This window comes from Eubacterium sulci ATCC 35585 (genome assembly GCA_001189495.1).
Classification (GTDB): domain Bacteria; phylum Bacillota; class Clostridia; order Peptostreptococcales; family Anaerovoracaceae; genus Eubacterium_B; species Eubacterium_B sulci.
This window is the reverse complement of record CP012068.1, coordinates 372,822-398,608: the sequence shown is the minus strand read 5'-3', so window position 1 is coordinate 398,608 and position 25,787 is coordinate 372,822. Positions and strand designations below refer to the sequence as shown.

Sequence of the window (25,787 nt, the reverse complement as noted above, 5' to 3'; positions counted from 1 at the left end):
GCCTTCTATATCCATTCCGCTTTGCCTTACAACTTTTAGAGCTACCGTAAGCGCTCTAGCTGCTTCGCTATTTACATCTTCAGCTTCTGCATTCTCAGCCTTCTCATCAAAAGCAATCGATATATCATCAGTGCTGAGCTCTCGCTTTCGGAGTTCTCTCTTGATTCTAAGCTCTCCCCAGCCTTTTCCCTCTCCATGAGCGATAAAGTCCCTGCAGTACTGAAGATCATCTAGATATCCGTATTCTATAAAACTTTCAATTACCGGCTCTATTTCCTCACTAGAGAAGTCCTTGTCCTTAAGATATTTTCTTAAAACTGAGGCGCTACATCTTGAGCGAAGCACCCTTGCTGCTGCAAGTTCACTTATTGACTTCATAGAAGCACCACCTTGGCATCTTCATTAGTCTCAAGACAATATGTGCACTTTATTTCAGGAAGAATATCTATTCTCTTTATATAGACCTTCTTTCCTTCATACACAAGGCTCTGTTTTAGCTCGTGGTTTTCACCAACCACAGATTCATTTGATGCAAAAAGTCCCTTCCCTGTATATTTTCCAAAAGCTTCCTTGGCTGTCCAAATATCAAAAAAGCCTTCTTCTCCCCAGAGCTTCACATACTCAAATTCTGCCTTGCTGAAATGCCTGCCAGCTATAGATTCGTGCTTGCAGGATTTTACCTCCTGTATATCGATTCCGCACGGCTTTCTATCAAATAGGCACATCCACATAGGGCCTGTATTTGATACTGAAAACTCTACATCTAAATTTGCAAAATATGGCTTTCCTTCTTTGTAAACTTCTATCTTAACACCATTTACAATATCGTCTATTTCGCCTATATTCAGTGATTCGCATTCTTGATTTTTTAGATAGCTTGCTAGTGCAGTTCTTATTAAGCCATGACTTTTCTCTCCATGCAAAACTGTTCCTTCTCTTAAATATATCTCTGGCAAAATAACCTCCATTATACTTATCCCAAGACAAACTATGGGGATTTTTAGCTATTAAAACAATAGGGTGCTAATGCACCCTAAACTATTTTTTCTCATTGTTAAGGCGATCCAAAACCCTGCGATATCCGTCCGCACCATAAACAATGCACTTGTTAATTCTGCTTATAGTCGCTGTCGAAGCCTTAGTCACCTTCTCTATTTCGTTGTATGTTTTCTTCTCCGAAAGGAGCTTAGCTACCTGCAATCTCTGAGCGATTGAGTGTATCTCGTTGATAGTACATATATCCTCAAAGAATCTATAGCAATCCTCTCTATCGCGCAATGTCAAAATCCCATCGAATAGTTCGTCAATATCTTCTCTTCTGTACTTTGATTCGTAAGCCATGGTCTCTTCCTTTCGCCTTAATAGTAAAGCATAAAACATCGAAATATTGCGTTAGAATTATATCATTTTACCGTGCTAAAGTCAATTAGCCTGCAAGTTCTATAGCCTTCTCTAGTTGTAAATCCTTGCCATCGCTATTCGTCACAAGATACTGAGGAGTAACTCCCACACCATGTATTTTTGTACCCTTAGGTGAGAAGTATTCCTTTACAGTAAGACTTACTGCTGTTTCATCCTTAAACAAGCGTGTTTCCTGAACGATACCCTTACCGAAAGTTTTCTGACCCACAGAAATCGCAGCATTATTATCTATGAGGGCTGACGCAACAATTTCTGATGCACTGGCAGAATTCTCATCTATCAAAAGTACTACCTTGAGTTTTGTATGCTTCTCATCGGAGTTAAAGTTTTTGACATTACCCTTCTTATCCTTTGTATAGGTAATCTTGCACTTAGGAAGAATTCTATCCGCTACCTCTGTTCCCTCATCAAAATATCCACCTGGATTTGAGCGCAAATCTATAATCACACTCTCCTTACCACTAGATTCAAAGGAATTTATAGCCTCATTAAAATGCTTAGCAGTATTGCTTCCAAATGAGTGTATCTTTACATAGCCTATCTTATCCGAAATTGAAGATTGCTCAACAGTAGATTCTTCAATCTCACCTCTGATAACCTTGATGTCCTTTTTCTCTGTTCCGCGCTTTATCTTAAGCACAACAGGATCTCCAACTTTACCAGTTATTGCCTTCCTTACAGAGTTTGTAGTGGTATATGTCTTTCCGTTAATCTCTAGAATTATATCGCCCGTCTTGATTCCGGCAGCTTCTGCTGGAGCGTCTTTCATGACATCCTTGACAACGATTCCTTCCTTTGTAATCTCAAAGCTTATACCTATTCCTGTAAAGCTATTATTTAGATTTCTCTTAAGTAGTGCAAGTTCTTCTTTGTTTAGATATCTTGAGTATTTATCTCCAAGGGAATCAAACATCGCATTGTATATGGCTTGCTCCTGCTTATCCTTATCATACTTAAAAAGAAAGTCTGACGATATAAATTCCTCTACACTTATAAGCTTACTATATTTTTCTAGAAGCTTGTTTTGCTCATCTAGTTCACTCCTATTTACCATAGCTGTGTCACTGATCTTTAGGTAGGAGAAAAATCCTGCCACTAAAATTGCCGATGTGATAAATACGGTGAATATTACTATCCCAAATCTTTGTTTTTTCATTAGTTCTCCATCTTTGCTGACTTCAAAACAAAATTCATATATTGTTTTCCGTTCCAGCTTGATAAATCCAGATTTCCAATCAAAGCTATCCTTTGCTTTGTCTTCACTGCTTCTTCTAAAAGCACTTCATTTGCATCAGCATTTGCAAAATCTACACCTCTAATTTGCTTTCCATCAAAGTTTGCTGTAAACTGCAGAAACTCAGGTCTCCTCTGCATCCTTGAAACGAAATCAATATTCGTATCAATTCTTATTAGCGGTACTTCATTGCATCTGCCAAATGGCTCAAGCATACTCTGCTGAGAGAAGAAATCTGCATTTAGATTAGCGCTCTGTAATTGAACGTCATAATCTGACATACTGTTTTCTTCTGCCTTAGCTCTGCTCTTTTGCTCTATCAAACCCTCTTCTAAGGACTGTCTTAAAAGCGGAATGTTTTCGTCTAAAATTGTGAATCCACAGGCTGCCGCGTGTCCACCAAACTTAACAAATAGCTCAGGTTTTCGATTTAATAGTTCAAACAGGCTTATTCCATCTACGCTTCGTCCTGTTCCCTTACTACATCCCTCGCCTATCTTTGTAACGATAAGACTTGGGACATTATATTTTTCCTTAAGCTTTCCTGCTACAATTCCTGTAACGCCTTCGTGCGCATCATCTAGCTCTACTAGAAGATATCCTTTATCTACATCTTCCTTTGATATATCGGTCAAGCAGCTCTTAAAAAGCTTTTCCTGGACACTTCTTCTAGTACTGTTAGCTTCTTTTATCTGCCCTGCAAGTTCCTTTGCTCTCTGCTCATCATCGCAGAGTATGAGCCTTGACGCTAGAGATGCACTTCCCATTCTTCCAGCAGCATTTATATGAGGAGCAATCACAAATGAAATGTTTTGTGAGCTTATCTCGCCCTGCTTTAGTCCAATTTCTGATAATAAAGCCTTAAGACCCACTCTCTTGCTTAGGTTTAGCGCTCTAAGTCCAAACTTTACAAGAGTTCTATTCTCATCGATAAGTGGTACTACATCTCCGACTGTACCTATTGCGACAAGATCAAGGTTTCTTGTCAAAACCTCCTTAGGAAGATTTGCCGTCTCACACAAGGCTTGAGCAAGCTTAAATGCAACTCCAACTCCAGCTAGCGCCTTAAATGGGTAGTTACAATCAGCTTGGCTAGGGTTGATAATTAAGCAGTCTGGCACTTCATCTCTAATCGTATGGTGGTCTGTTACAAGAATCTCAAGCCCTATTTCCTGAGCATGCATTACCTCATCCACAGAAGTTGAACCACAGTCTACAGTTACAATTAGGTCAGCTCCTGCTGCCTTAATCTTGTCAATAGCATCTGAATTTAGTCCGTAACCCTCATCAAAACGCGAAGGAATATAATAACTGACATCTGCACCCATTCTTCTTAGAACATCCATCATAAGAGAAACCGATGTCACTCCATCCGCATCATAGTCTCCATAGATACAGATTTTCTGTCCAGTCTCAACGGACATCATAATAAGATCAACACCTTCATACATATCCTTAAGCAAAAAAGGATCATATGTAAGGCTTGGCTTATCAGATAAGAACTCCGCGACATCATCTGCCGCGGAGATTCCTCTTTTATTTAATATTGTCTCTATTGCGCTGTTTAAATTCATTACTTCACTTTCTAGAAGGCAACATAATTACGAGGATTTACAAGTGTTCCGTTTACTCTAACTTCGAAATGTACGTGTGGACCTGTTGCCCAACCTGTCATTCCTGAGTAAGCGATAATCTGTCCCTTCTGCACATACTGACCTGGAGAAACAACAAGTGCGCTGTTATGTCCGTATGCAGTTACTATTCCATTTCCGTGGTCAATGAACACTCCCCATCCATATCCCTGCTGATACCAACCTGTTAGGTTCATTACTCTACCTGAGTCTGATGCAACTACTGGAGTATTCATTGGGCATGCAAGGTCGATAGCTCCATGGAATGTACCATATTGCTCAAGACCAACTCTGTTACCGAACTCTGATGTTACAACATAGTTTGATACTGGGCTTATCATTCCACCAGTTCCTACATAGCTTGCTCCACCACCGGAACTTCCACCACTGGAACTTCCACCAGCTGAACCACCACCGTTATTAACCGCTGCCTGCTGTTGCTGTGCTGCTAGCTCTGCTGCAATCTGTGATGAAAGAGATTCAGCTTGCTGATTAAATATTGCTAGATTCTCGTCTATCTTAGCTGCCTTAGCCTCAAGCTGTGCAGACACCTTGTCAAGCTCGCCCTTCTTATCCTTAAGTTCACTCTGTGAACTTGCCATTGCCTGCTGAGCAGCACTGAGTTCCTTCTTTGTATGGTTTAGCTCTTTGCTTATCTTCTCCAGACTATTTAGGGTGCTTCTATCGCTCTTATAGATTTTCTGAAGCATAGATAGATTGGATAGAAGTTCAGAGAAGTTCCTTGAATCTAGGATTATATCGATAAATCCAACAGAGCCATTCTTGTACATAGTGCGAAGTCTCTTAGACATTCCGCTTTTTCTATCGTCAATCTTAGCCTGCATCTCATCGATTTTGCCGTTTAGCTCATCAATTTCTGCCTGCTTCTTGTCTATCTCACTCTGTGCATTTGTGATTTCGGTGTTAAGGCTTACAATCTTAGTATTATATTGTTCTAGTTCGTTTACTATTTCGCCTTTTTCTGCCTCTGCAGCCTTCTGCTTTTCCTTTACGCTATTTAGCTCAGACTTCTTGTCTGTCGCATATATGCTTCCCGTATATGCAAGGCTAAGACTCAAAGCCATCATCAGCGATAATGATAATGCTATAACTCTATTTTTTCTCATCAATAACCTCCAAATCCTCTACTTCGTATCAAGGAATTTACGCATTGAAACTATGCTTCCACACGCACCTATGCTTACTCCGATTGCTAGGAATATCAAAATCAGATTGACTGATAGATATCCTGCCGGAACAAGCGGGGAACTCATAATAGTCATAAACTGCTTACCTACGAGCGATATGATTTCTCGATAGATGAAGAATGTTGCCACAGCAGAAACTGCTGATGAAATAACACCTATCAATATTCCCTCTATCAGGAACGGACCTCGTATAAACCAGTTGGTCGCTCCTATATACTTCATAATCTCTATTTCCTTCGCCCTTGCAAATACTGTGAGCTTTATCGTATTTGATACGACAACTATAGAAACTATGATTAAAAACACCATTATTATCATTGCAGCTAGCTTGAGGAAGTTTGTTATCTTGGTAAGTTTCTTAACTGTCTCCTGATAGTACTTGACGTCCTCAACGCCATCTGCTCCCTTAACCATCTTGATAACATTGTCTGCTGTTGACATAGAGTCAACAGTTACAACGATGGAGCTTGGCAAAGGATTATCGCCTAAGCTGTCGAGCAAATAGCTATTTTCTCCCCAACGAGCCTTCATTATCTTCATCGCCTCAGTCTTGCTGCGATATGCTGAAGACTTAACTCCTGGCTCTGCATTGATTTTTTTCATGATGTCTTCAGCATCTGACTTCTTGACATCATCATTTAGGAAGACCTCAACCTCGTTGTAGTTATTCTTTAGCATCTCCGTAAAGAGATTTATATTTACTGTAATTACGAAGAACAGTCCTAGTATGAGAAGCATGGCTGTTATCGCAAATACTGAAGCAGTTGACATACCCTTGTTACGCCATATCTGCTGGAGTGCCTGTCTGATATTATAGCCTATCCTCAGCATTCTGAACCTCCTCACTATCACTATATCCATAATCTCCGTATTCGTCTCTTACAATATGACCAGAGTCAATTGCAACTACACGCTTACGCATACGATCAACTATATCTTTAGCATGTGTAACCATTACGATTGTAGTACCTGTCTCATTAATCTCAGCTAAAAGATCCATTATTCCATTAGCTGTGTCTGGATCAAGATTACCTGTAGGCTCGTCACAGATCAAAAGGTCAGGATTGTTAATGATCGCTCTTGCAATAGCAACACGCTGCTGCTCACCTGCTGAAAGCTCATCAGGATACTTGCTTGCCTTATCTCCAATACCAACCATATCAAGCGCTACAGGGACACGGTTCTTAACACGCCTTGAACTCTTGTGAACAGTCTCAAGGGCAAAAGCAACGTTCTCAAATACAGTCTTCTTTGGAAGAAGTCTAAAGTCCTGGAAAACTATGCCTATCTTACGTCTAAGCATAGGAATTTCTCTGTTGCTTAGCTTAGTGACCTCTTGTCCGTCTACAACAATGCTTCCGGAGTCTGCGTTGACTTCCTTAAGGATAAGCTTGATAAATGTCGACTTACCCGCGCCACTTGGTCCTACCAAAAATACAAACTCTCCATCATTAATCTGGATGCTAGCATTTTCCAAGCCAACATTGTCGTTATATATTTTGGTAACATTATCGAATGTTATCATGATAAAACCTCTGTATCAAAAAATAATTTACCCAAATAGTATACTACAAAATAGCCATTTTGAAAACCGTTACAGAGCATTCTATCGCTTTATCTAAGTGAAACTTTTGTGAAAATTCCCCAAAACTGCTTGCGACACTCCTCATCTGCCCATGGATATGTGCATTTGTATTCGCAGGCATACAAATTTTGCACTCCTAGCTCATCTATAAACAACATATTGTCGTTTCTAAACACTCTCTTAATTTCTCTTTTGGATACTCCGCTATTCATGTGATTTATAACCCAAACTATCTTCATATGATCTGCCAAAAGTTTGAATTCCTTTATTCTCTCAGCCTCTCTTATCATCCTCGATGGTAATGGTGAAGCCACAACAAACAGTGCATCCATATCCTTAAGCATAAAATCAAAATCAGACGAGGAATCAATATCAAAAATATTGTAATCCCCTCGAGCAATGCTCTGAAGCCTTACAAAACCTTTTTCATCAAGCGTCATCCCTTCTTGTATATTTGTCGGAGATATAAGCCTCCAGTCAATGGATCCAGAGCCCAGCTTGTTCCCCTTGCCTGCGAGCACATCTCTTTTCTGTATATTTTCACCAAAAGCTAAACTTTCCACATTCGATATTCCAATCACTCTTTCGCTCTTAGAAATCAATTCATAAAAATCGACAAATCCCTTTGCAGAAAATCTTTGGTCCATTGCAAAGCTGTCATACAAAAGAGCAGTTTTTTCTCTCGGTACTCCGACCTCTGTATAACATATATCAAAACCTAGGCTAGCCAAAAACCCAGTCAGCATAACAGCGAAAAGACTTGCTCCAACTTGCCTTCCTGTGCCAGTCACTCCAATATTACTACCAAGTTTAATTCCAAATCGTTTCTCAAAATCAACTTTACTATATTTATTTGCGCCAGCATCCTCGCGAATCCGCTTTCCGCCCAGTCTGATTGCCATGTTAATCCCCTTTTCAAAGCCTAGTATCAGTAGACTAAGCCCAAAGTATGGGGAAATCAAGCCTATTTATATGGGGAATTTACTTTGACACAGCAATAAAAAATCCCCTTTCTTTGAGGTTGACGGACTCTAAAATATCGGGTTGGTAAAAAATAACCCTTCTCATATAATGTATTTAACCACAATACTCTAATTACGAAGGGGGGACAACATGATTCCTCATACTGAGTTTATCACAACTTTTCTCAATATCCGAGATTCCGATCTGGAATATTTCTTTGTTTCTACAGAAATATGATGAATTTGCATCCATATTAGTAAAATGGAAAACTGAGATACTTAATTCTTTCAGAAGACCATATGAAAACAGAAAACTTTCCAATGCTTATTCTGAGAATATCAACGGAAATCTCCGAACATAAATAACTGTATCCAGAGGGCTTGGCAGCTTTAAACGGTTTAGATGTAGAACGCTCTTCGCTTTAAATCCAAAAATATACTTTGCAATATCGGACAACCTTAAAACAAACAAAAGGATTGGACGAAAAAGAGGTCCATACAACAAAGAATAGCAATAAAAAAAGGACATTTTCACATGAATTTCATACGAAAATTGTCCTTTTTTATTCATAGTCACCAACCCGATAGTTTAGAGATGGATTTTTCTGACCAACCCGATAATTTATACTATCTAAATAATCTTCTTTCTACATTTTTATTAAATTTTAGTTCGAAGGATATGGATAATGATATTATAATCTAAATATATCATCACACTCTTTTAACAACTCTTCATCATGCGTAGCAACTATAACCATTACGCCCTTACTTGCCCTTTCCTTCAAAAGATTTACGACAATTGTTCTATTTTCAATATCTAACGAGGCTGTTGGCTCATCTGCATAAATAATATCTGACTTTTTATAGATTGCACGTGCAACACCAAGTCTTTGTTTTTCTCCGCCCGACAGTACTTCTGCATTATCTTTAAATCTATTTGCAAGCCCCACATGTGACAATATCTTTTCGATTGTATTTTTCTCTTCCTTAGAAACATTACTTTTTAGCGATACATTATAGCCAACACTTTCTTCTCCTATAACTCCATAGTCTTGAAATATAAATGACGCTTGATTTTTCCAAAAGTTAGCTCTTTTATTTTCTGTCCAATTATTAGTTACTTCTTGATCCCAATATAGCTTTCCCGATGTCGGATCCGTTATCAAACCCAAAATATTCAGCAATGAGCTTTTCCCTGAACCACTAACACCTGTTATAGCAGTAACTTTATAAGGCTCAAATTCATAGTTAATACCATCAAATATAGTCCTATCACCGATTTTATATCCTATAGAAGAACACCTTAGTACATTCATGCCTATTCCTCCCTTAACGCAGCCTTTTCAAACTCTTTTCTTACTCCTTTTCTAAAAAATAAGTACATGCTTGTAGCATAGATTACTTCTGTTATAAATACAGCAAATGTAGCATTTTTAATATCGCTATATTTACTTATTACTAATGTTAAGACTGCTCCAAGTATAACTATAATACAAGACATCATCATATTTTTTTTAAGGACTTTCCCATACAATTTATCAAAGGAATTACCATTAATAGCCAATATGTAATTTCTTTTTTTATTTGCTTTAGCCCAAACATTGACATTTTGTCTTGTGGCGAACATTATCATAAATAGTACTATGATACTTGATAAGAGATATTGCAAACCTGTCAAGGCTAAATTTTGACCGGCAGTCATAGCACTGTTCGTTACAGAATCAATTGATAAAATACCACCATATATTGAAGAGGATTCCAATTCATTTTTTATTGCATTTGAATCCATAAAAAACAAATTACCTGTTGACGTGACAGGGAATAAGAAACCTGAAACATTTAATACTTCAACTGGATTATCTATTTTTATTACAATAGCAGAACTAGGATATGATATTTCGCCCCCCATAAAAGCATTTTGTTCTAGAGCCATTAATTCATTACCCTTATAAGTATAGAGACTCATACTTTGTTCTATATTTGAATCTTCATTAAAAATAACATCTAACTGATTTCTCAAGAATTCACTACAGCTTTCCGGCAATTGCTTCAGGGTTGTTTTTTTTAACGAACCATCTTTTAAGTCCATTTTGTCCATGAAGTTATCATTTACTATCAAAATTTTCTCATATCCACCTAAATCGCTTGAAGATAATTCTATTACAGAACCCAAATCCAAATTAAGAATTAAAGAATTTATTGGTTGATTTCTTAACACCTTTTCAAATTCTTTTAACCCTTCTTTTGATTCTACTAAGTCACTTGCATTAAAAGAAACTGAAACCGCACCATTAAATGCTTGTAACAACTTCGCCTGATTATAGTTTCTATATGAATTTCCCATTAGTTTTATTGATGGAGTAAGTGTTAAAACTGCCAATAAGATTGCTACAAAGCACACCATTATATTTGAACGATAGTATTTTCTTGCCGAAAACTCTCTTTTGCTTATTAAATCTCTCGTTGGTTTAAATATGACTGACAATGCTAATGTTCCAATTAGAATTAAAGCTAGGATTGTTATCAGTATGACAAGTGATACCTTTGAAACTAGTACAATATTCTTGAAATTCATTGTAAAATACATATAGATGAGAGAAAGAAATGCACCAAAGAAGACACCACTAAAGATATATCTGCCCACTCTTTGCAACAATTCCAAATGAATGCTTAATACGCTCTTGCCATTTAATAATTGTATACAGCGAGTTCTACTTCTATATATAACCCAAGATAAAACTAAAGATATTGCTAATAGTATACTTGTTATAAGTCCAACCATCGCTCCATTTCCAGATAATTGTAACATCCAAAAGCTTAGAGCTGTTTTAGACTCATAGTAATTAACATTTACACCACTCTTATTAGACCATTCAATCAAATCATTTTCTACCGCTTTATTGTCATTGACATAGTAATTACCAGATAAAGGTGTTTCTTTTATATTATCTGATGGTATTAACTTGCCCTCCAATTGATTAAAGAGCCAATAAATTTTATCTCCTTTAACTGCCATTAGCTTTGATTCTATTTTTTTATCACCAAAAACATAAATGTTTCTTTGTTCGTTTATATCATCGGCGGTCGATGATTGTAAAAAAAATAAGGAATCATTTTTATTCGCAATGTTATTTAAGTCGGAAATTATTTTTTCTTTACTGTATTCGCTATCTCCAAGTGATATATGGAACATTGCATTTGTACCAAGTGGATTATTAAACTGATTGTAATTGATATAACCAATCGAAAAAAGAACGCAAAGCACAACCACTATAACACCTGATAATCTTATTAGTTTTGACACGTTTCATCCCCATCCTTTATTTTAATTTTTAAAAAGCAGGAGAGTTTAGTCCTCTCCCGCTTTTAAATTTATAAAATATGCTATTTTATTAGTTGCATACTCTGTAATAGTAATGAGGATCAGCACCCGGATTGTTAATTCCCCAAAGTTCAGCAATAGAAGTTTTTCCAGACGCAGTATCAATACTGCGCGATTTTCTATCGCCACTTATAACAGTACTGCCATGGCATTTCTTAACCGTATAGTATGAACGATACTTAGCATCCCAAGAACCATATACCCACGTTCCACCTTGACTAGGATATTGAAAATTCATTCCTGGTGATACCCAAGTTGGCTTCATCATTGAACTTTCAATTCCCTCTAATGTTACTTTTAGAGTTTGCATATCATTTTCTGCGGCAAATACATTCATTGGCAATAACGCACTCACTGATAACAAAGTGGCAAGTCCTACTCCTAAAATTTTCTTTTTTAACATATTACTTCCTCACTTTCTAAAAAATTTTGCTATATTCCCTTTCAAAAGGAAATCAATCTCCATTCTTATACCTCTGAGGATTATTATATTTCATAACTTTCACCTCCTATTACTCAATGTAATCCTACATATTATTGACAACAATTGCGACTATAACACTTATATGTTTCTTCTCCGTCCAAATCGAAAATCTTATATACGCAAACACCTAAAGCATTTGCAATATCATTTGCAGTTTTCATACTTGGCATTGTTTTTCCTGTTTCTATTTGGTTTATACTTATTCTTGATATCCCAATTTTTTTACCTAATCTATGTTGTGATAACCCTAATGGTTTTCTATATTCTTCAATTCTATTCTTCATTATTTAGCCTTCTTCATTTGGTTAATTATAGTTTACCATATCTTTTGTGAATGTCAATAATATAAATCGCAATTTTCCGTCTATTATTGTTTTTTGATGTATCTTTCCTATAGATATAATATTGTTTACCTATAGAGCTCCTTCTAGTAAGATGAATTTTAACTGTCTTTATTTTATCCCAAACCTTCGAATCAATAATAAAGGTTCTTCCGTTTTGAAGTTTACCATAAGCCACTGTTCTATCATCTGAAAAGTTAATTACTGTTTTAATCACCAGCAGTCACATCCATCATATTTTGGGCTTGTTCATAGGTGTACTCTTTCCCATCTCTTCAGGTGTCCACACTTTGTTATTACCTGAATGTTTTAAAGCGTCTGGTCCATTTTGTTCTTCGATACAAACCCAGTATCGAATCATTTTACGAAAATTTGTTGTTTTTATTCCTTCTGGTGTTTCAGTCCATATTCCTTGTCTATATAGCTCAATACACTCTAACTTATACTCATGACTGTAACGCATAAAAATACCCTCCTTACTAGGTGTCCAGTAAAGAGGGTACATATCAGATGTAAGGGGAAATTTGAACTTTACTTATTTGCAGATTTTCTTAACAGCTTCTACGATATGTTTCGCCGTCATTCCATATTTTTCTTTTAGTTCGTCTGGCTTTCCTGACTCACCGAAAGTATCCTGCTGGCCAACCATAGCCATCTTTGTTGGAAGCTCTCTCGAAAGAAGTTCTGCCACAGCACCGCCGAGACCGCCTATAACTGAATGCTCCTCAGCTGTTACAACTAGACCAGTCTTCTTAGCACTTTCGATAATTGCCTTTTCATCAAGCGGCTTGATTGTGTGGATATCGATTACCTCGGCATCTACTCCATCATCCGCAAGGCTCTTCGCTGCATCCATAGCCTCTGAAACCATGATGCCAGTCGCAAAGATTGTAACATCCTTACCCTCTTTAAGAACCTTAGCTTTTCCAAGCTCAATCTCGTCGTTTTCGCTATAGAAAACAGGAACCGATGCTCTTCCAAGTCTAATATATGCAGGTCCATCAAAGGCAACTGCCTGTCTTATCAGCTTCTCAGCGCTTACACCGTCGCATGGATTGATAACTGTCATCCCTGGAATAGTTCTCATCAAAGCAAGATCCTCAAAGGTCTGGTGACTCGCTCCATCCTCACCTACAGTTATACCTGCATGAGTTGCACAAATCTTAACATTAGCTGATGTATATCCGATTGAATTTCTGATAATCTCAAAAGCTCTTCCTGCTGCAAACATCGCAAAAGTAGATGCGCAAACAACCTTTCCTGAAAGCGCTATTCCCGCTGCTGAGGCGTATAGATTCTGCTCTGCTATTCCCATATTAAAGAATCTTTCAGGATAAACCTTAGCAAATTCTCCTGTCTTAGTTGATCCTGAAAGGTCTGCGTCCATGACAATAAGGTTTGGATTTTCTTTTCCTAGCTCAACCAGAACCTTTCCGTATGCCTCTCTTGTCGCCTGTTTATTTCCCATTACCACTGACCTCCAAGTTCTTCAACTGCTTGCTTTGCCTGCTCCTCGTTAGGTGCCTTGCCATGCCATCCGGCATTGTCCTTCATAAATGAAACACCCTGCCCCTTATGAGTGTGAGCTATGATTACCGATGGCTTATCAGAAACCTTCTTAGTCTCATCCAAAGCAGCAAATATTTCATCAAAATTATGTCCGTCAATGACCTGAACATGCCAGCCAAAAGCTTTGAACTTCTCATCAATTGGCTTTACCGTCATTACCTTGTCATTTTCACCGTCTATCTGAAGCCCATTCCAGTCAACAAAAGCGACTAGATTGTTTAGCTTGTAGTGACCTGCAGCCATAGCAGCTTCCCAAACTAGACCCTCCTGAAGCTCTCCATCTCCAAGGAGAGTGAACACTCTGCTACCGTCATCATCCAGCTTTGATGCTAGAGCCATACCCACGCATACAGAAAAGCCCTGTCCTAGTGAACCTGTTGACATCTCAACGCCTGGTACCTTATGCATATTAGGATGACCCTGGAATTCGCTTCCGAGCTTTCTCAAAGTCATTATATCTTCAACAGGGAAATATCCTCTTTCTGCTAAAGCTGCATACTGTACTGGAGCAGCGTGCCCCTTTGATAGAACAAATCTATCTCTTCCCTTTAGCTTAGGATTCTTTGGATCTATATTCATCTCTCTGAAATATAGAGCTGTAAGAATATCTGCTGCCGATAGACTTCCTCCGGGATGTCCTGATCCCGCATTGTACACAGCCTTGATTACGTCAACCCTAATCCTAGCTGCAATTTCCCCATAGTTGATGTTTTCCATTCTTTCCCTCCATATATGACAAAACAATAGTTTTGTAAACCTATTTATTTTAATACTTTACAATGACTCAATGGCCTTTGGTATGTGTTCAATTATATCTCTAGCCATCATGCTTATTTGACCAAGTTCAAAAGCAGCTTCATCGCCAGCCTTTCCGTGCAAAAACGCTCCGAGACATGTCGCGTCAAAGAGCTTAAGCCCCTGTCCTGCAAAAGCAGTAATCATTCCTGTAAGCACATCACCTGAGCCAGCAGTAGCCATACCTGGATTTCCGCTCGTGTTTATCGCAAGTCTTCCATCAGGGCTAGCCACACATGTATTCTTACCCTTTAATAGGCAGATTGCATTATACTTCATCGATATAGTCTTGCAAAATTCCATGCGATTTTCTACTCTTATCTCGCTTGGCTCACACTCTAAAAGTCTAGCCGCTTCACCCTTATGAGGTGTCAAGCAGACATTCTTTGCATCTTTAATTACATCAGTCAAGTCAAATCTTTCATCAGCCAAGGTGTTTAGCCCATCTGCATCAATTACTATAGGTCCCGAAAATTCCTCACATACTCGCCTGATCAGACTTGCGGTCTTATCGCTGACACCCATTCCTGGTCCTATTGCAACAGCGTCAAAAGAAGCAAGATGACTAAAAGCTTCATCCTCGCTCACGCATATAGCCTCTGGCAAAAGACACTGCATAGGTATAGTTCCTAAATCAGTCGTCAATACTCTGACTAGACCTACGCCGCTTCTCAGAGCCGAAAAGCTGGCCATATATGCTGCCCCAACCATACCAGAAAAGCCCGCAATAATCAGCACATTCCCGCAGTCAGACTTCGAAAAGTCCTCTTCTCTCACCGGAAGCAAGCACTTGCAGTATTTTGAATCAAGCATTATCGCATTAGTGTCTTTATCCTCAAAACTCATAGGACACGTCCTTATAAACAATTAAAATACGAAGATTCCTGCCATCAAGAAGTAAATTGATAGAGCAACGGCATCCGATACAGATGAAATTGCTGGATTTGCGATAAGTGCAGGGTCAAGATTCAGCTTCTTAACGATAAGTGGAATCATACTTCCCAAAATCTTAGCAAACATAACTATACCAATCATTGAAGTACATACAGTAATTGTCTGTGAGAAAGGCACTCCCTCTAGGAAATAAATTCTTGCGAAGTTGATAATGCTCAAAATCGTACCGAGAATAATTCCTACTCTTATTTCCTTCCAAAGTATCTTTAGGAAATCCTGTGGCTCAACCTCATCGGTCGCAAGTCCACGAATAATCAAAGTCGCAGCCTGCGAACCTGTATTTCCTCCTGTACCCATAAGCATAGGCATATATGTTATCAAATTAGTATAATCCGAAAGCTGTCCCTCGAAGTTACTTATGATCTTACCCGTGAACACATATGCCACCATCAAAATCAAAAGCCAAGGCAGTCTGTTAATCACATGCTGCCAAGGTGACATATCAAGATAGGTTCTGTCGGATTTATCAAAGTCGATGACACCGTTCATACGCTCGATATCCTCAGTAGCTTCTTCTTCGATGACATCGAGAATGTCGTCAAAGGTTATGATTCCGACAAGTCTAAACTCATTGTCTACTACTGGAATAGCCATGAAACCATATTTCTTAAAATCTGCCGCAACATCTTCCTGGTCATCGTATACATTCTCATATACGAATTCCGTATGCATTATATCGTTTATCTTGGTATTGTCATCTGAAACAACCAATGTCGAAAGCGAAACTATACCTATGAGCTTACGCCCTCTATCCTTTACATAACAAGTATAGATGGTCTCGGCATCTATGCCCTCTCTCTTAATGTGGTCAAGCGCCTCTCTAACAGTCCAGTCCTTTTGCAAACTTATATAGTCAGGAGTCATCAGACTTCCGGCACAGTTATCTGGATAGTTAAGGAAGGTATTGATTAGCCTTCTCTCGCTCTTAGGCGTCTTTTCGAGTATCTTGTCAACAATGTTAGCTGGAAGTTCCTCGAGAATATCGATTTTATCGTCGAAGTCCATCTCATGAACGATGTAGTGAATTTCTCTATCGGTAATACTGCTTACAATCTCAACCTGATCATCTGATGGAAGCTCAGAGAAAACATCTACAGAAACATCCTTTGGCAAGAGCCTAAAAAGAATAACGGCAGCCTGAATACCAACATCCTCCATGACTTCTTCTAGAAGCTCAGCAATATCAACAGCGTTATATTTGAGGAGCTCATCACGTGCTAAGAAGTATTTTTTCTCCAATACTAGCTCGATAATTTTCTCGAGACTTTCCTCCATAGCTAAATCTCTATCCGCTATTGTTAGGTTTTCCATTGCACCCTCCTCTCTCTATCAAAAGTAATAACATCTGTACTCTTAAATTCCATACTAAACGCCCTTGCGCTTATCAAACATCCATCTGCTCGGTTTATACAGCAGCTTAGAAACAGGCAGATCAAATTCACCTAAGTACTCATGAATATATGGATTGAATGAGCTCTTAAATTCCTGTAACCCATCATCTTTGTAACCCGATATGCCGCCAAGGTTTACATAATTGCATCCTCTTTCGAAGCTTGTCTCCATAGCCGAAAACCAAGTCTTATACGGAGCCATAAGTCTTCTAAAGTCATTGTCTGCACCAGCATATAAAAGTTCTGCCGTCTCACCAAATATTATGCTGAGAGCACCTGCTATACACTGCTTGTCCCCATACTTTGCTAAATTAGCCTCTCCTTCGTTAACTCTACGAGTGTATGAAGCGAGATTTTCCTCGAGCTTAAACCTCTTCTTTGGTGCAGTCTCTGGACATGCCTCAAGATCAGCAAGGCATTTGTCATGGAGCAAAGCAGCCTCCTCGTACTCACCTTTAATATCCATATAAGTAAGTGTCAAAAAAGCACCTTCCCCATATGTATCTAGCAATAGCTCATAGTACTCTCTATCTCTTAGAGAAACGCCCTGACGATCAGCCGTGCAGTTCATTACCCTCTCAAAATCATCAAGTCCCGATTTATCAACATATACTGTCTGTAAAAACTTATTTTTTACTGCAGTTTTATAATTCTTTTTTCCCTTTTTGCTCAGATAGTCTTCGCCGAATTCATCCTTGCAGCAAACCATGTTAAATCTAGGCTGTATCGTTGCTGACATACCTACTGTAAAGCCAATATGTTTAAGTCCTGCCGCCTCTAGATGCTCTAACGCCTCAGAGCCTGCATCGAATATCACAGGAACACCTAGCTGCTGATAGCGACCTCGTAACACAGGCGGATCTACTTTAACAAAAAGACATCTATGCTTCTTGGACCACTGCTTTAGTTCTTTGAAAAAAAACTCAACTAGTTCATCATTGCTATAGTCAAGTATAGGTCCTCTAGGAATGTACATCATCGTAAAGCCAAGAGGTAAATGCTTAATCAAAACAAGACAAGCTGCAATCTGATCATCTCCATCAAAAACTCCAACTCTAGCATGGCCCCAGTTACTCTTAATCTGACTCCATCTGCTTGACTGAAGAAGATTTCCTAGCTCTGACTGCGATATGAAATTGTCATGCGTATTAGCATCTACATTATCTCTGAAAATATACATTTCTACCGCCTATTTATAATCATATTCCATAACATTATAAGCCACCTAAAGGCTCTGTGTCAAACTGCAAGATGGCTTAGGTGTCCAATAAATTTAATATCAAAATCTATAGCTTTGATTATAAAAATATATCCCTATAACACAAGGATTTTGCATCAAATTTGTGCTGGCGAACTATCAGAAAAATTAAATTAAATTAGTTCCCCTTTTGTCCCATTTCATATTGACGAAAAAATATCAAAGTGGTATATTTAGGTTAGATGCTTGTGTATACACAGCATTGCATAAAAAAACTAAAGCACAGTATGTATTTAAGAAAAGAGGAGATCGAAATGGCAAATTTAGTTCAGAAGTACATCGACATAGCTATCGCTAAGAATCCAGGCGAACCTGAATTCCATCAGACAATAGAAGAAGTTCTTACTTCTATCGAGCCTGTTCTAGAAGCACATCCTGAATATGTCGAGGCTGGACTGCTTGAGAGACTTATTGAGCCAGAAAGAACTGTAAGCTTCAGAGTTCCATGGGTAGACGACAGCGGCAAAGTACAGGTAAACAGAGGATACAGAGTTGAGTTCAACAGCGCTCTTGGACCTTACAAGGGTGGTTTGAGATTTGCACCAAGCGTATATCCTGGAATCCTTAAATTCCTAGGATTTGAGCAGATTTTCAAGAACAGCCTTACAGGCCTTCCAATCGGTGGTGGTAAGGGTGGTTCAGACTTTGATCCTAACGGAAAGTCAGACGCTGAAATCATGAGATTCTGTCAGTCATTCATCACAGAGCTTTACAGACACATCGGACCTGACACAGACGTTCCAGCTGGAGACCTTGGTGTAGGTGGAAGAGAAATCGGATTCATGATGGGTCAGTACAAGAGAATCACAAACCGTTACGACGGAACTTGGACTGGTAAGGGAACAACAAACGGTGGTCTTGCTGGAAGAACAGAAGCTACAGGATACGGAATCGTATTCTTTGCTAGAGAGATGCTGAAACACTGTGGCGAAGAGCTAAAGGGTAAGACAGTAGCAGTTTCCGGATTCGGTAACGTATCATGGGGAACAGTTCAGAAGCTAAACCAGCTTGGCGCTAAAGTTATCACAATCTCAGGACCAGATGGATACATCCTTGATGAGGATGGAGTATCAGGCGAAAAGGAAGATTTCCTTCTTGAGCTAAGAAATTCAGGAAAGAACATCTGCTCACCTTATGCTGAGAAGTATCCAAATGCTAAGTTCTTTGCTGGAAAGAAGCCTTGGGAAGTTAAGGCTGATCTATATATCCCATGCGCAACACAGAACGAAATCCGCATCGAAGATGCTAAGGCAATGGTTGCTAATGGTTGTAAGTACCTATGCGAAGGTGCAAACATGCCTACAACTAACGAAGCTATCGAATATCTACAGGAAAACGGCGTAGTTATTGGACCATCAAAGGCTGCTAACGCAGGTGGTGTAGCATGCTCATGCCTAGAGATGAGCCAGAACGCTCAGCACATCGTATTCTCTGAGGAAGATGTTTACAGACAGCTAGAGGGAATCATGGTTAATATCTTCAGACTATCAGCTGATGCTTGCGCAAGATACAACCTAGGATTCAACCTAATCGCTGGTGCTAACATCGCTGGATTCGAGAGAGTTGCAGAAGCTATGATGCTTCAGGGTATTGTATAAACGATACTAAAAGTGAATATTAAGCGATAAGCTTATACATGACAAAGCCCCTATGTTACCATAGGGGCTTTGCTATATCTCGAATTCTGTCTAAACCGATACTTAGCCTAAAAGGGGTTTCGTTTGATTAAGGATGATTTACATCATCCCTAGGCTTGGGAGAGTAGGCCTAGACATAGTTACGAGCACTATTTAGTTAGCTCTTCTCTTACGCATTGCAGTTAAAGCTGCGCATGCTCCGATCAGAGTAATTGTGTAAAGCGCGAAGTTTGCTACATCGCCTGTGTTAACAGGTTTCTGTACCGCAGCACTAGCTGGGCCATTAGCACTTCCGCTTCCTGTAGCAGGCTGGCCACCATTTGCATCTGAGCCAGGTAAGCCTGTATTCTGAGCAGCAACACTAAATACATACTCACCAAATCCAGCTGTAGTATTTATTCTCAGCGTGTGGCTTCCTGATCTTAGTGTTCTCAGATATCTTGTTGCTAGAGAAAGCTTTATGCTTCCTCTCTCTATTGTAAAGTCAGCATAGTCTATTTCCTTCCCGTCTATAGTTACTGATAGGAACTTATCAAAATCAGCATCCTTTGCGTATAGGACTAGACCCTTTGTCTTACTTGCATCAATTACTAGACCTGATGGTCCAAATGTGTTTCCGAAGCCTCTATTCATATCTTCTATGTAGACGATATCAAAAGCAGCTACATTCTGAAGCTTGTCTAAAGCCGCAAGCTTCTCATCAAGTACTTTCTTGATTTCCTTAGCCAGTTCTTTCTGTGCCTCAGTCAGCTTATCAAACTCAGCCTTAGCCTTTTCTATAGCCGCTTTACTTTCTGTAGTAACCTCAGCTATAGCTTTTACTTTATCTTCGAAGTTCTTGACTGCATCATTGTTCTTTATATTTTCGTACTCTGCAAGTGAATCATCAATTTTATCTGTTTTTACTATATCTGCAGCATAAAATACTGGGATTCTATGGAACCACTTGCTTGAGGCTCTCTGAGCTAAATCAAATGTCTTCTCAAGGTATGGAAGAGGATATTCAAATGCATATGCCTGCTTTCCTTCAGGATTTGTTCCCTCAAATAGTGGCTTGATAAGCAAATCTTTCTTATCAGCTTTTTCAGCCTTATCGGCTTCATCAGCAGATCCCATGAATATGAGGTACTGTCCCTTGCCTGGTAGATATGCTACGACGCTCATTTTACCGTCTTTTGCTATGATGTTCATGCTAACCATTCTAAATGTGCTGAACTTAACGTTGCCAGTGTACTTATATATTCCATCCTTCAAAACAAGCTGGCTCAAAGCAGTCTTTAGTTTTCTTGCCATCTTTGTCTTCGCAACTTCACTCTTGCTTGAATCTGCGTTTACAGCCTCAGCTTCTTTTTTAACCTCTTTCAGCGCCTTTACACTATCATCGGTAAATATGCTTAAGTCGCTAGGAACAGCTGCTATAGCCTGATCTAGAGTGTAAGGATATAGGTCTCCATCATCCTCTATCTGTTCCTCTTCCGGTTTTTCTACAACTTTTCCGCTGTCAATTTCTTTAATAGCATCATTAACAATCTTGTCCAGATTTGCAATATTCCTCTCTTGATTGATAGCCATAATGCAGTTTTTCTTTGCGGTCTTAATAACATCTTGATCAATATTCTTGCTAGGCACATAGGCATTTATCTTAGCGATAGCTGCTCTCTTTGCCGGTAGTTGTTTAAATGACTCCTTAACTGCCACCTTTACAGCATTCCAAGAGAATGTTGCAGAGGTAATAGTATCAACCCCATCTATTTTGGATTCATCAAGTCCATTAAATGCTTCTACAAAACCCTTCTTACCGTTAAGGCCATTCTTTGCATTATTCCAGTAGGTTATGTTCTGGGCCCCATCATAATCTGTCTTATCATCTGCAACCGAAACAATCTTATTATTCTTGTCTACTGTTACTGATAGCCTTGCCGTATAGTCAAAATATTCACCTTTAACAGGTGCTTGACCATATACAGTGACATTCTCAGATCCACTTTCTGTATTCGTCTCTCCTGCATATACATTCATAGTAGGAATTACCACTCCGGCTGCTACTATTAGACTCAAAACTCCTACAGAGATTTTTCTCAATAACTTGCTCATTTTTCCTCCTCTTTGATTAAAATTGAAATAAAAAAGCTCATCGAAAAGATGAGTCTTGCCGCATCATTCGGCTCGCATAATCGTCATCACTCGTAACAAATAGCTTTTCTGTGGGTAGTTATCTGGCTAGGCATTGCCTTACAGTTGCGGGACAGCGGAGTTTGGCTCACTTCCCTACCTCTTGATAGCTATAATTTAGGACCATCAGTCACAGAATCAATATAAAGTTTAAGAGTAAAACTATTATATCACAAGTACTTAGTATTTGTCATTATTTAATCTAAATACATAACAAAAAATAATTAATACATATATATCAAAATAGGCAGACGAATTGTTTCGTCTGCCTGTACATGCTTTTATGCATTGTTATATTCAATTATTTAGCGTTTTTCTTTCTTGCTAGACCAAAGCTTACTACAGTTCCAAGAAGCAGTATTCCTGCATATAAAGCCATATCATTTGCATCATATGTGTTAGGAACCTTTGGTGTAGGAGGTGTCTTAGGAGGCTGCGGCGGAATATCCTGTGTATTCGTAATCACATAGCCATTAGCACTATCCCCACTTATTGCGGTGCTGTAACCGGAAACGCGTTCTTCCTTTACTTTATATTTAATTTCATCAGCACCCTTATACTTGCGAAGGTTAGTAAAGCTTGCAGTCCATGCATTTGCTTCGTTTAGAGTAAGCTCCTTGCCTGTGTCAACGCCATCTGCATATAGATGAACCTTGACCGAAGGTTTCTTCTCTCCAACCCATAGCTTCTTAACATTTACAGAAACCTTCATAGGTGCATTTTCTATTGTCTGAAGGCTTACAACTCCGTCCTGAACAGTAACAAGTCTTTCTTGTGTATCAGCTTCATAGCCAGCAGGAGCCTTTGTTTCAACTAGTTTGTACTGTCCTGCACGAAGCCAGCTGCTCACTGCTTCACCATTAGCATCCGTTTTTAGAGTATATTCTCTGCCATCAGATACACGGGTAATTTTGAACTCTGCGTCTGCGAGTTTAACCTGGTTATCATCTGCATCAACCTTAACGATTTTGATTTTGTTTGCTAGCGTACCTGTTCCCTGTCCACCTGAATCAGCAAACATATGAATTGCGTAAGCTCTTTGAACTTTCTCTGTTGCTGTTAAAACAACATCGTTCTTAAGAACTGTACCCGGCGTATATGTTGAGCGATATGAAAAGTCGTACTGATCACCATTCATATCAGGAAGGTTTAGTGTAAAGCTACTTCCATCTGGTGAAATAGTTAGACGACCTGTCAAATCTAGTTCTTCTAATACATTAGTAACATATCCGTATGCATCATAGACAACCCTGCGTACCTTGAAGCTTCCTGGTACGTATTTCTCGCCTGGTTGATCAAGCTTGTCTGTCATAACGACATTGTGAAGAGTATCTCCCTTGTGATTGATACGACCTCCCCACTCAACGAGATCCACATGTCCAGTTACCTTGGATTCCCATTTCTTTATACCTTCATCTGTGACTAAAGTCGGACCTTCTACATAAACACTTGATGAAACTCTCTGACCGTTAATTTCTGATTCAAAAGTGTTCTGAGAGTCTCTTGTTACAGTATTGATATTAAAGTTAGCGCTCATGTATAGGTTACCCTTGATATTGTATCTACCATTTACGTAGTTAGTGAACGTAACCTTAACCTTGCCACCACTTGGTGAGGCAGGCGTAACATGTGCGTTTGCAATTACTGCACTTGGATTATCCTTATCTACAATCTGAAAATCTACATTGTGGGAATCGCTTGGAAAAACCATTTTCTCTGGTAAATCCACATAAAAGTAATCTCCCTCATTTAGGCTAACTCCATTTCCACCAGCATCCCAATCCATGCTTATAAAGAAACGACTTCCCAGACTAATTGATACAGCCTTTTGATTTAGCCAGTTGTAAATTTCGAACTTTGTAATGCGAGTGTCTACCTCTCTTGGCGTACCACCAGCTGCATAAACCTTTGCTGGAGCACTTTGGAAAAAACATCCTAGTACCAAAAAAAGGCACAAGAACAACCCTGTTATACTCTTCTTCTTCATTTTCTCCCCCTTTTACACAGTTTGATTAAAGCGACATATTCCTTAAAAGCGGGTAATATGCGAGAATTAAATCTCTACTGTGAACAAACGATGTTTTCATTTTTAAGTATAGCAGTACTAGATGTAAATGTCTACTGAATAAATTATATTATTTTATAATATTTATACCTTGTAATATTTTTTTGTATATTAACAGACATAAAAAAAGGATGCTCATTTGAGCATCCTCTAATAATATGCAATTCTTAGCCGATGTGTATGTAACCCATTAGGTTTGCGCTACAGTATACTGGACCAACTCCTGTTGTTCCACCATTCCATCCACCGTGAACAGCTGTTCCACCACCTGCATAGATAGCTACGTGTGTATCGTAGATTACTATGTCTCCTGGCACTGGGTTTGAAGTCCATGAGCCAAGTGAAGCGTACTGCTGTGGCCATCCGTGGAAGTAGATTCCTGCTGCTGCAAGTGAATTACTTACAAGGCTTGTGCAGTCCTGTCCAACTCCAAGCTGTGAATAAGCTGCAGAAAGAACTGTGTTTCCGTTTGCTGAATATCCACTTGAACTTGATCCTGCGTAGCTTCTTGAGCTTGAAGATCTGCTTGAGTTTGAGCTTGAGTTTGAACTTGAGTTTGAACTCTGAGCTGCTGGTGTTTCCTTAGCCTTAGTTCCTCTTAGAACCACTGCACTCTCAGGAGCCTTAACAGTCTTAGCTGATAGAACCTTAGTTGAAACTACTGCTCCATTAGACTTTGTTACAACTTCTGTAACCTTTTCTGTTCCCTGAACACCTTCAGTCTTTACTTCTTCTTCACCTTCGTAAAGTGCATCAGTATCTTCGTATACTGTGTCGAACTCTACTGCTCTCTCAGATGTAACCTTCTCCTTAACTGTTACAGTTAGAAGTGAGCTCTTGCTTGAGAACTTGATTACGTCTCCTGGCATTAGGCTTTCTAGACTTACATTAGGATTAGCTGCCAATATAGTATCTACATCTGTTCCGAAAGCTGCTGCTATATCCCATAGCGTGTCGCCATCCTGAACTGTGTATGTTTTGCTAGCTTTTTCGTCACCTAGTAGCTTATCAACAAGCTTCTTTGTGTCTTTTTCCACCTTTGGCTGTTCATCTGACGCCTTTACTGTGATCTGATCAACTGTCAAAGCCGGATCAATTTCAACTGCCTCAACATTAGCACCCTTAGCAACATACTTTGCCTTAACCTGCTCGATTACATTCTTAGCGTCTGACTCGTTATCGAAAACTGCTACAGTCTTCTTGCCGAGCTTTAGCTGCCAGTAATCTACTGTATTGCTGCTAGCGGTCATTGCCGACGAAATAATCGTAGTTGATAGAACTAAGGTTACTATCAAAGCTAATATCAGCACTGAATCCTTTCTTGATTTAATTTCCTTGATGATACTCATGTGTTGTACTGTTCCTTTCCGTACTGATTAATCTATCAGCACTCGGTCAAGGGACCGAAGTATTCCCGTGAGTTAATCCATCTTAGATGAATCATGAACTCTTGTGGTTTAGTTTGTTTATGTGTATTTCTTAACCACAATACGTATATTAGATTATATACATCACTTCGTCAACCCTTTTTTGAAACTTTCACAAGACTATCACTTAAGCTTTTCGAGATGATGTTGATATTTCAACATTTTATATTCTTAAGTTTTCTTAATTTTTCTTAAGAAAATAGGTTTGTGTTGTGTATTTTTATGCTTTTATATTGTATATTCGCCTTTTTATATGCATTTTCTATACAT

16 protein-coding genes and 8 pseudogenes are annotated in these 25,787 nt (G+C 38.9%); 1 reads left to right on the top strand and 23 read right to left on the bottom strand.

Features of this window, described 5'->3' with window-relative positions; all coding sequences use genetic code 11:
• Nucleotides 1–111: 111 nt before the first annotated feature.
• From ADJ67_01875 to ADJ67_01780, 20 genes and pseudogenes are all read right to left on the bottom strand, one after another.
• Nucleotides 112–378 (bottom strand): annotated as a pseudogene (locus ADJ67_01875) (hypothetical protein).
• Nucleotides 375–956, bottom strand: a complete 582-nt coding sequence (locus tag ADJ67_01870; protein ID AKT46561.1) for a hypothetical protein — start codon at nt 954–956, stop codon at nt 375–377. Before ADJ67_01870 ends, ADJ67_01875 begins: the two are co-directional and overlap by 4 nt.
• Before the next feature lie 82 nt (nt 957–1,038).
• Nucleotides 1,039–1,341 (bottom strand): TrpR-like protein YerC/YecD, encoded by a 303-nt coding sequence (locus ADJ67_01865; protein AKT46560.1) that lies wholly within the window; start codon nt 1,339–1,341, stop codon nt 1,039–1,041.
• An 85-nt stretch (nt 1,342–1,426) separates the two neighbouring features.
• Nucleotides 1,427–2,335 (bottom strand): annotated as a pseudogene (locus ADJ67_01860) (hypothetical protein).
• A gap of 497 nt (nt 2,336–2,832) precedes the next feature.
• Nucleotides 2,833–4,236 (bottom strand): annotated as a pseudogene (locus tag ADJ67_01855) (hypothetical protein).
• Between the two features lie 5 nt (nt 4,237–4,241).
• Nucleotides 4,242–4,700, bottom strand: a pseudogene (locus ADJ67_01850) (hypothetical protein).
• Between the two features lie 732 nt (nt 4,701–5,432).
• Nucleotides 5,433–6,326, bottom strand: coding sequence for a cell division protein (locus ADJ67_01845; protein AKT46559.1), 894 nt, complete (start codon nt 6,324–6,326; stop codon nt 5,433–5,435).
• Nucleotides 6,307–7,020: a cell division protein FtsE gene (locus tag ADJ67_01840; GenBank protein AKT46558.1), complete on the bottom strand. Its 714-nt coding sequence runs from the start codon at nt 7,018–7,020 to the stop codon at nt 6,307–6,309. The genes ADJ67_01845 and ADJ67_01840 overlap by 20 nt, the downstream gene beginning before the upstream one ends.
• Before the next feature lie 89 nt (nt 7,021–7,109).
• Nucleotides 7,110–7,982 carry a hypothetical protein gene (locus ADJ67_01835; GenBank protein AKT46557.1) on the bottom strand — a complete coding sequence of 291 codons (873 nt, stop codon included), beginning with the start codon at nt 7,980–7,982 and terminating at the stop codon, nt 7,110–7,112.
• Between the two features lie 752 nt (nt 7,983–8,734).
• Nucleotides 8,735–9,358, bottom strand: coding sequence for a hypothetical protein (locus ADJ67_01830; protein ID AKT46556.1), 624 nt, complete (start codon nt 9,356–9,358; stop codon nt 8,735–8,737).
• Nucleotides 9,359–9,360: 2 nt separating this feature from the next.
• Nucleotides 9,361–11,346 (bottom strand): hypothetical protein, encoded by a 1,986-nt coding sequence (locus tag ADJ67_01825; GenBank protein ID AKT46555.1) that lies wholly within the window; start codon nt 11,344–11,346, stop codon nt 9,361–9,363.
• An 88-nt stretch (nt 11,347–11,434) separates the two neighbouring features.
• Nucleotides 11,435–11,761 (bottom strand): hypothetical protein, encoded by a 327-nt coding sequence (locus ADJ67_01820; protein ID AKT47629.1) that lies wholly within the window; start codon nt 11,759–11,761, stop codon nt 11,435–11,437.
• A gap of 197 nt (nt 11,762–11,958) precedes the next feature.
• Nucleotides 11,959–12,192 carry a DNA-binding protein gene (locus ADJ67_01815; protein AKT46554.1) on the bottom strand — a complete coding sequence of 78 codons (234 nt, stop codon included), beginning with the start codon at nt 12,190–12,192 and terminating at the stop codon, nt 11,959–11,961.
• A gap of 25 nt (nt 12,193–12,217) precedes the next feature.
• On the bottom strand, nt 12,218–12,466 hold the full coding sequence (locus ADJ67_01810; protein AKT46553.1) for a hypothetical protein: 249 nt from the start codon (nt 12,464–12,466) through the stop codon (nt 12,218–12,220).
• A gap of 54 nt (nt 12,467–12,520) precedes the next feature.
• Nucleotides 12,521–12,712 (bottom strand): annotated as a pseudogene (locus ADJ67_01805) (transposase).
• A gap of 72 nt (nt 12,713–12,784) precedes the next feature.
• The gene (locus ADJ67_01800; GenBank protein AKT46552.1) at nt 12,785–13,717 is read right to left on the bottom strand and encodes a transketolase; all 933 of its coding nucleotides are present in this window, start codon (nt 13,715–13,717) and stop codon (nt 12,785–12,787) included.
• Nucleotides 13,717–14,535, bottom strand: a complete 819-nt coding sequence (locus ADJ67_01795) for a transketolase (GenBank protein AKT46551.1) — start codon at nt 14,533–14,535, stop codon at nt 13,717–13,719. Before ADJ67_01795 ends, ADJ67_01800 begins: the two co-directional genes overlap by 1 nt.
• Before the next feature lie 57 nt (nt 14,536–14,592).
• Nucleotides 14,593–15,405: pseudogene (locus tag ADJ67_01790) on the bottom strand (hypothetical protein).
• A gap of 75 nt (nt 15,406–15,480) precedes the next feature.
• Complete coding sequence (locus tag ADJ67_01785) at nt 15,481–16,878, bottom strand: magnesium transporter (protein ID AKT46550.1); 1,398 nt, start codon at nt 16,876–16,878, stop codon at nt 15,481–15,483.
• Nucleotides 16,879–16,932: 54 nt separating this feature from the next.
• Nucleotides 16,933–18,138 carry a hypothetical protein gene (locus ADJ67_01780; protein AKT46549.1) on the bottom strand — a complete coding sequence of 402 codons (1,206 nt, stop codon included), beginning with the start codon at nt 18,136–18,138 and terminating at the stop codon, nt 16,933–16,935.
• Nucleotides 18,139–18,443: 305 nt separating this feature from the next.
• Between ADJ67_01780 and ADJ67_01775 the strand changes: the two genes are divergently transcribed.
• Nucleotides 18,444–19,814 carry a glutamate dehydrogenase gene (locus tag ADJ67_01775; GenBank protein ID AKT47628.1) on the top strand — a complete coding sequence of 457 codons (1,371 nt, stop codon included), beginning with the start codon at nt 18,444–18,446 and terminating at the stop codon, nt 19,812–19,814.
• A gap of 192 nt (nt 19,815–20,006) precedes the next feature.
• Here ADJ67_01775 and ADJ67_01770 read toward each other — a convergent pair whose 3' ends face one another.
• The 3 genes and pseudogenes from ADJ67_01770 to ADJ67_01760 form a co-directional block, all read right to left on the bottom strand.
• Entirely contained in the window at nt 20,007–21,947 is a 1,941-nt protein-coding gene (locus ADJ67_01770) for a hypothetical protein (GenBank protein ID AKT46548.1), read from the bottom strand.
• 529 nt (nt 21,948–22,476) lie between these two features.
• Nucleotides 22,477–23,889: pseudogene (locus ADJ67_01765) on the bottom strand (hypothetical protein).
• 368 nt (nt 23,890–24,257) lie between these two features.
• Nucleotides 24,258–24,695: pseudogene (locus ADJ67_01760) on the bottom strand (hypothetical protein).
• Nucleotides 24,696–25,787: the final 1,092 nt, after the last annotated feature.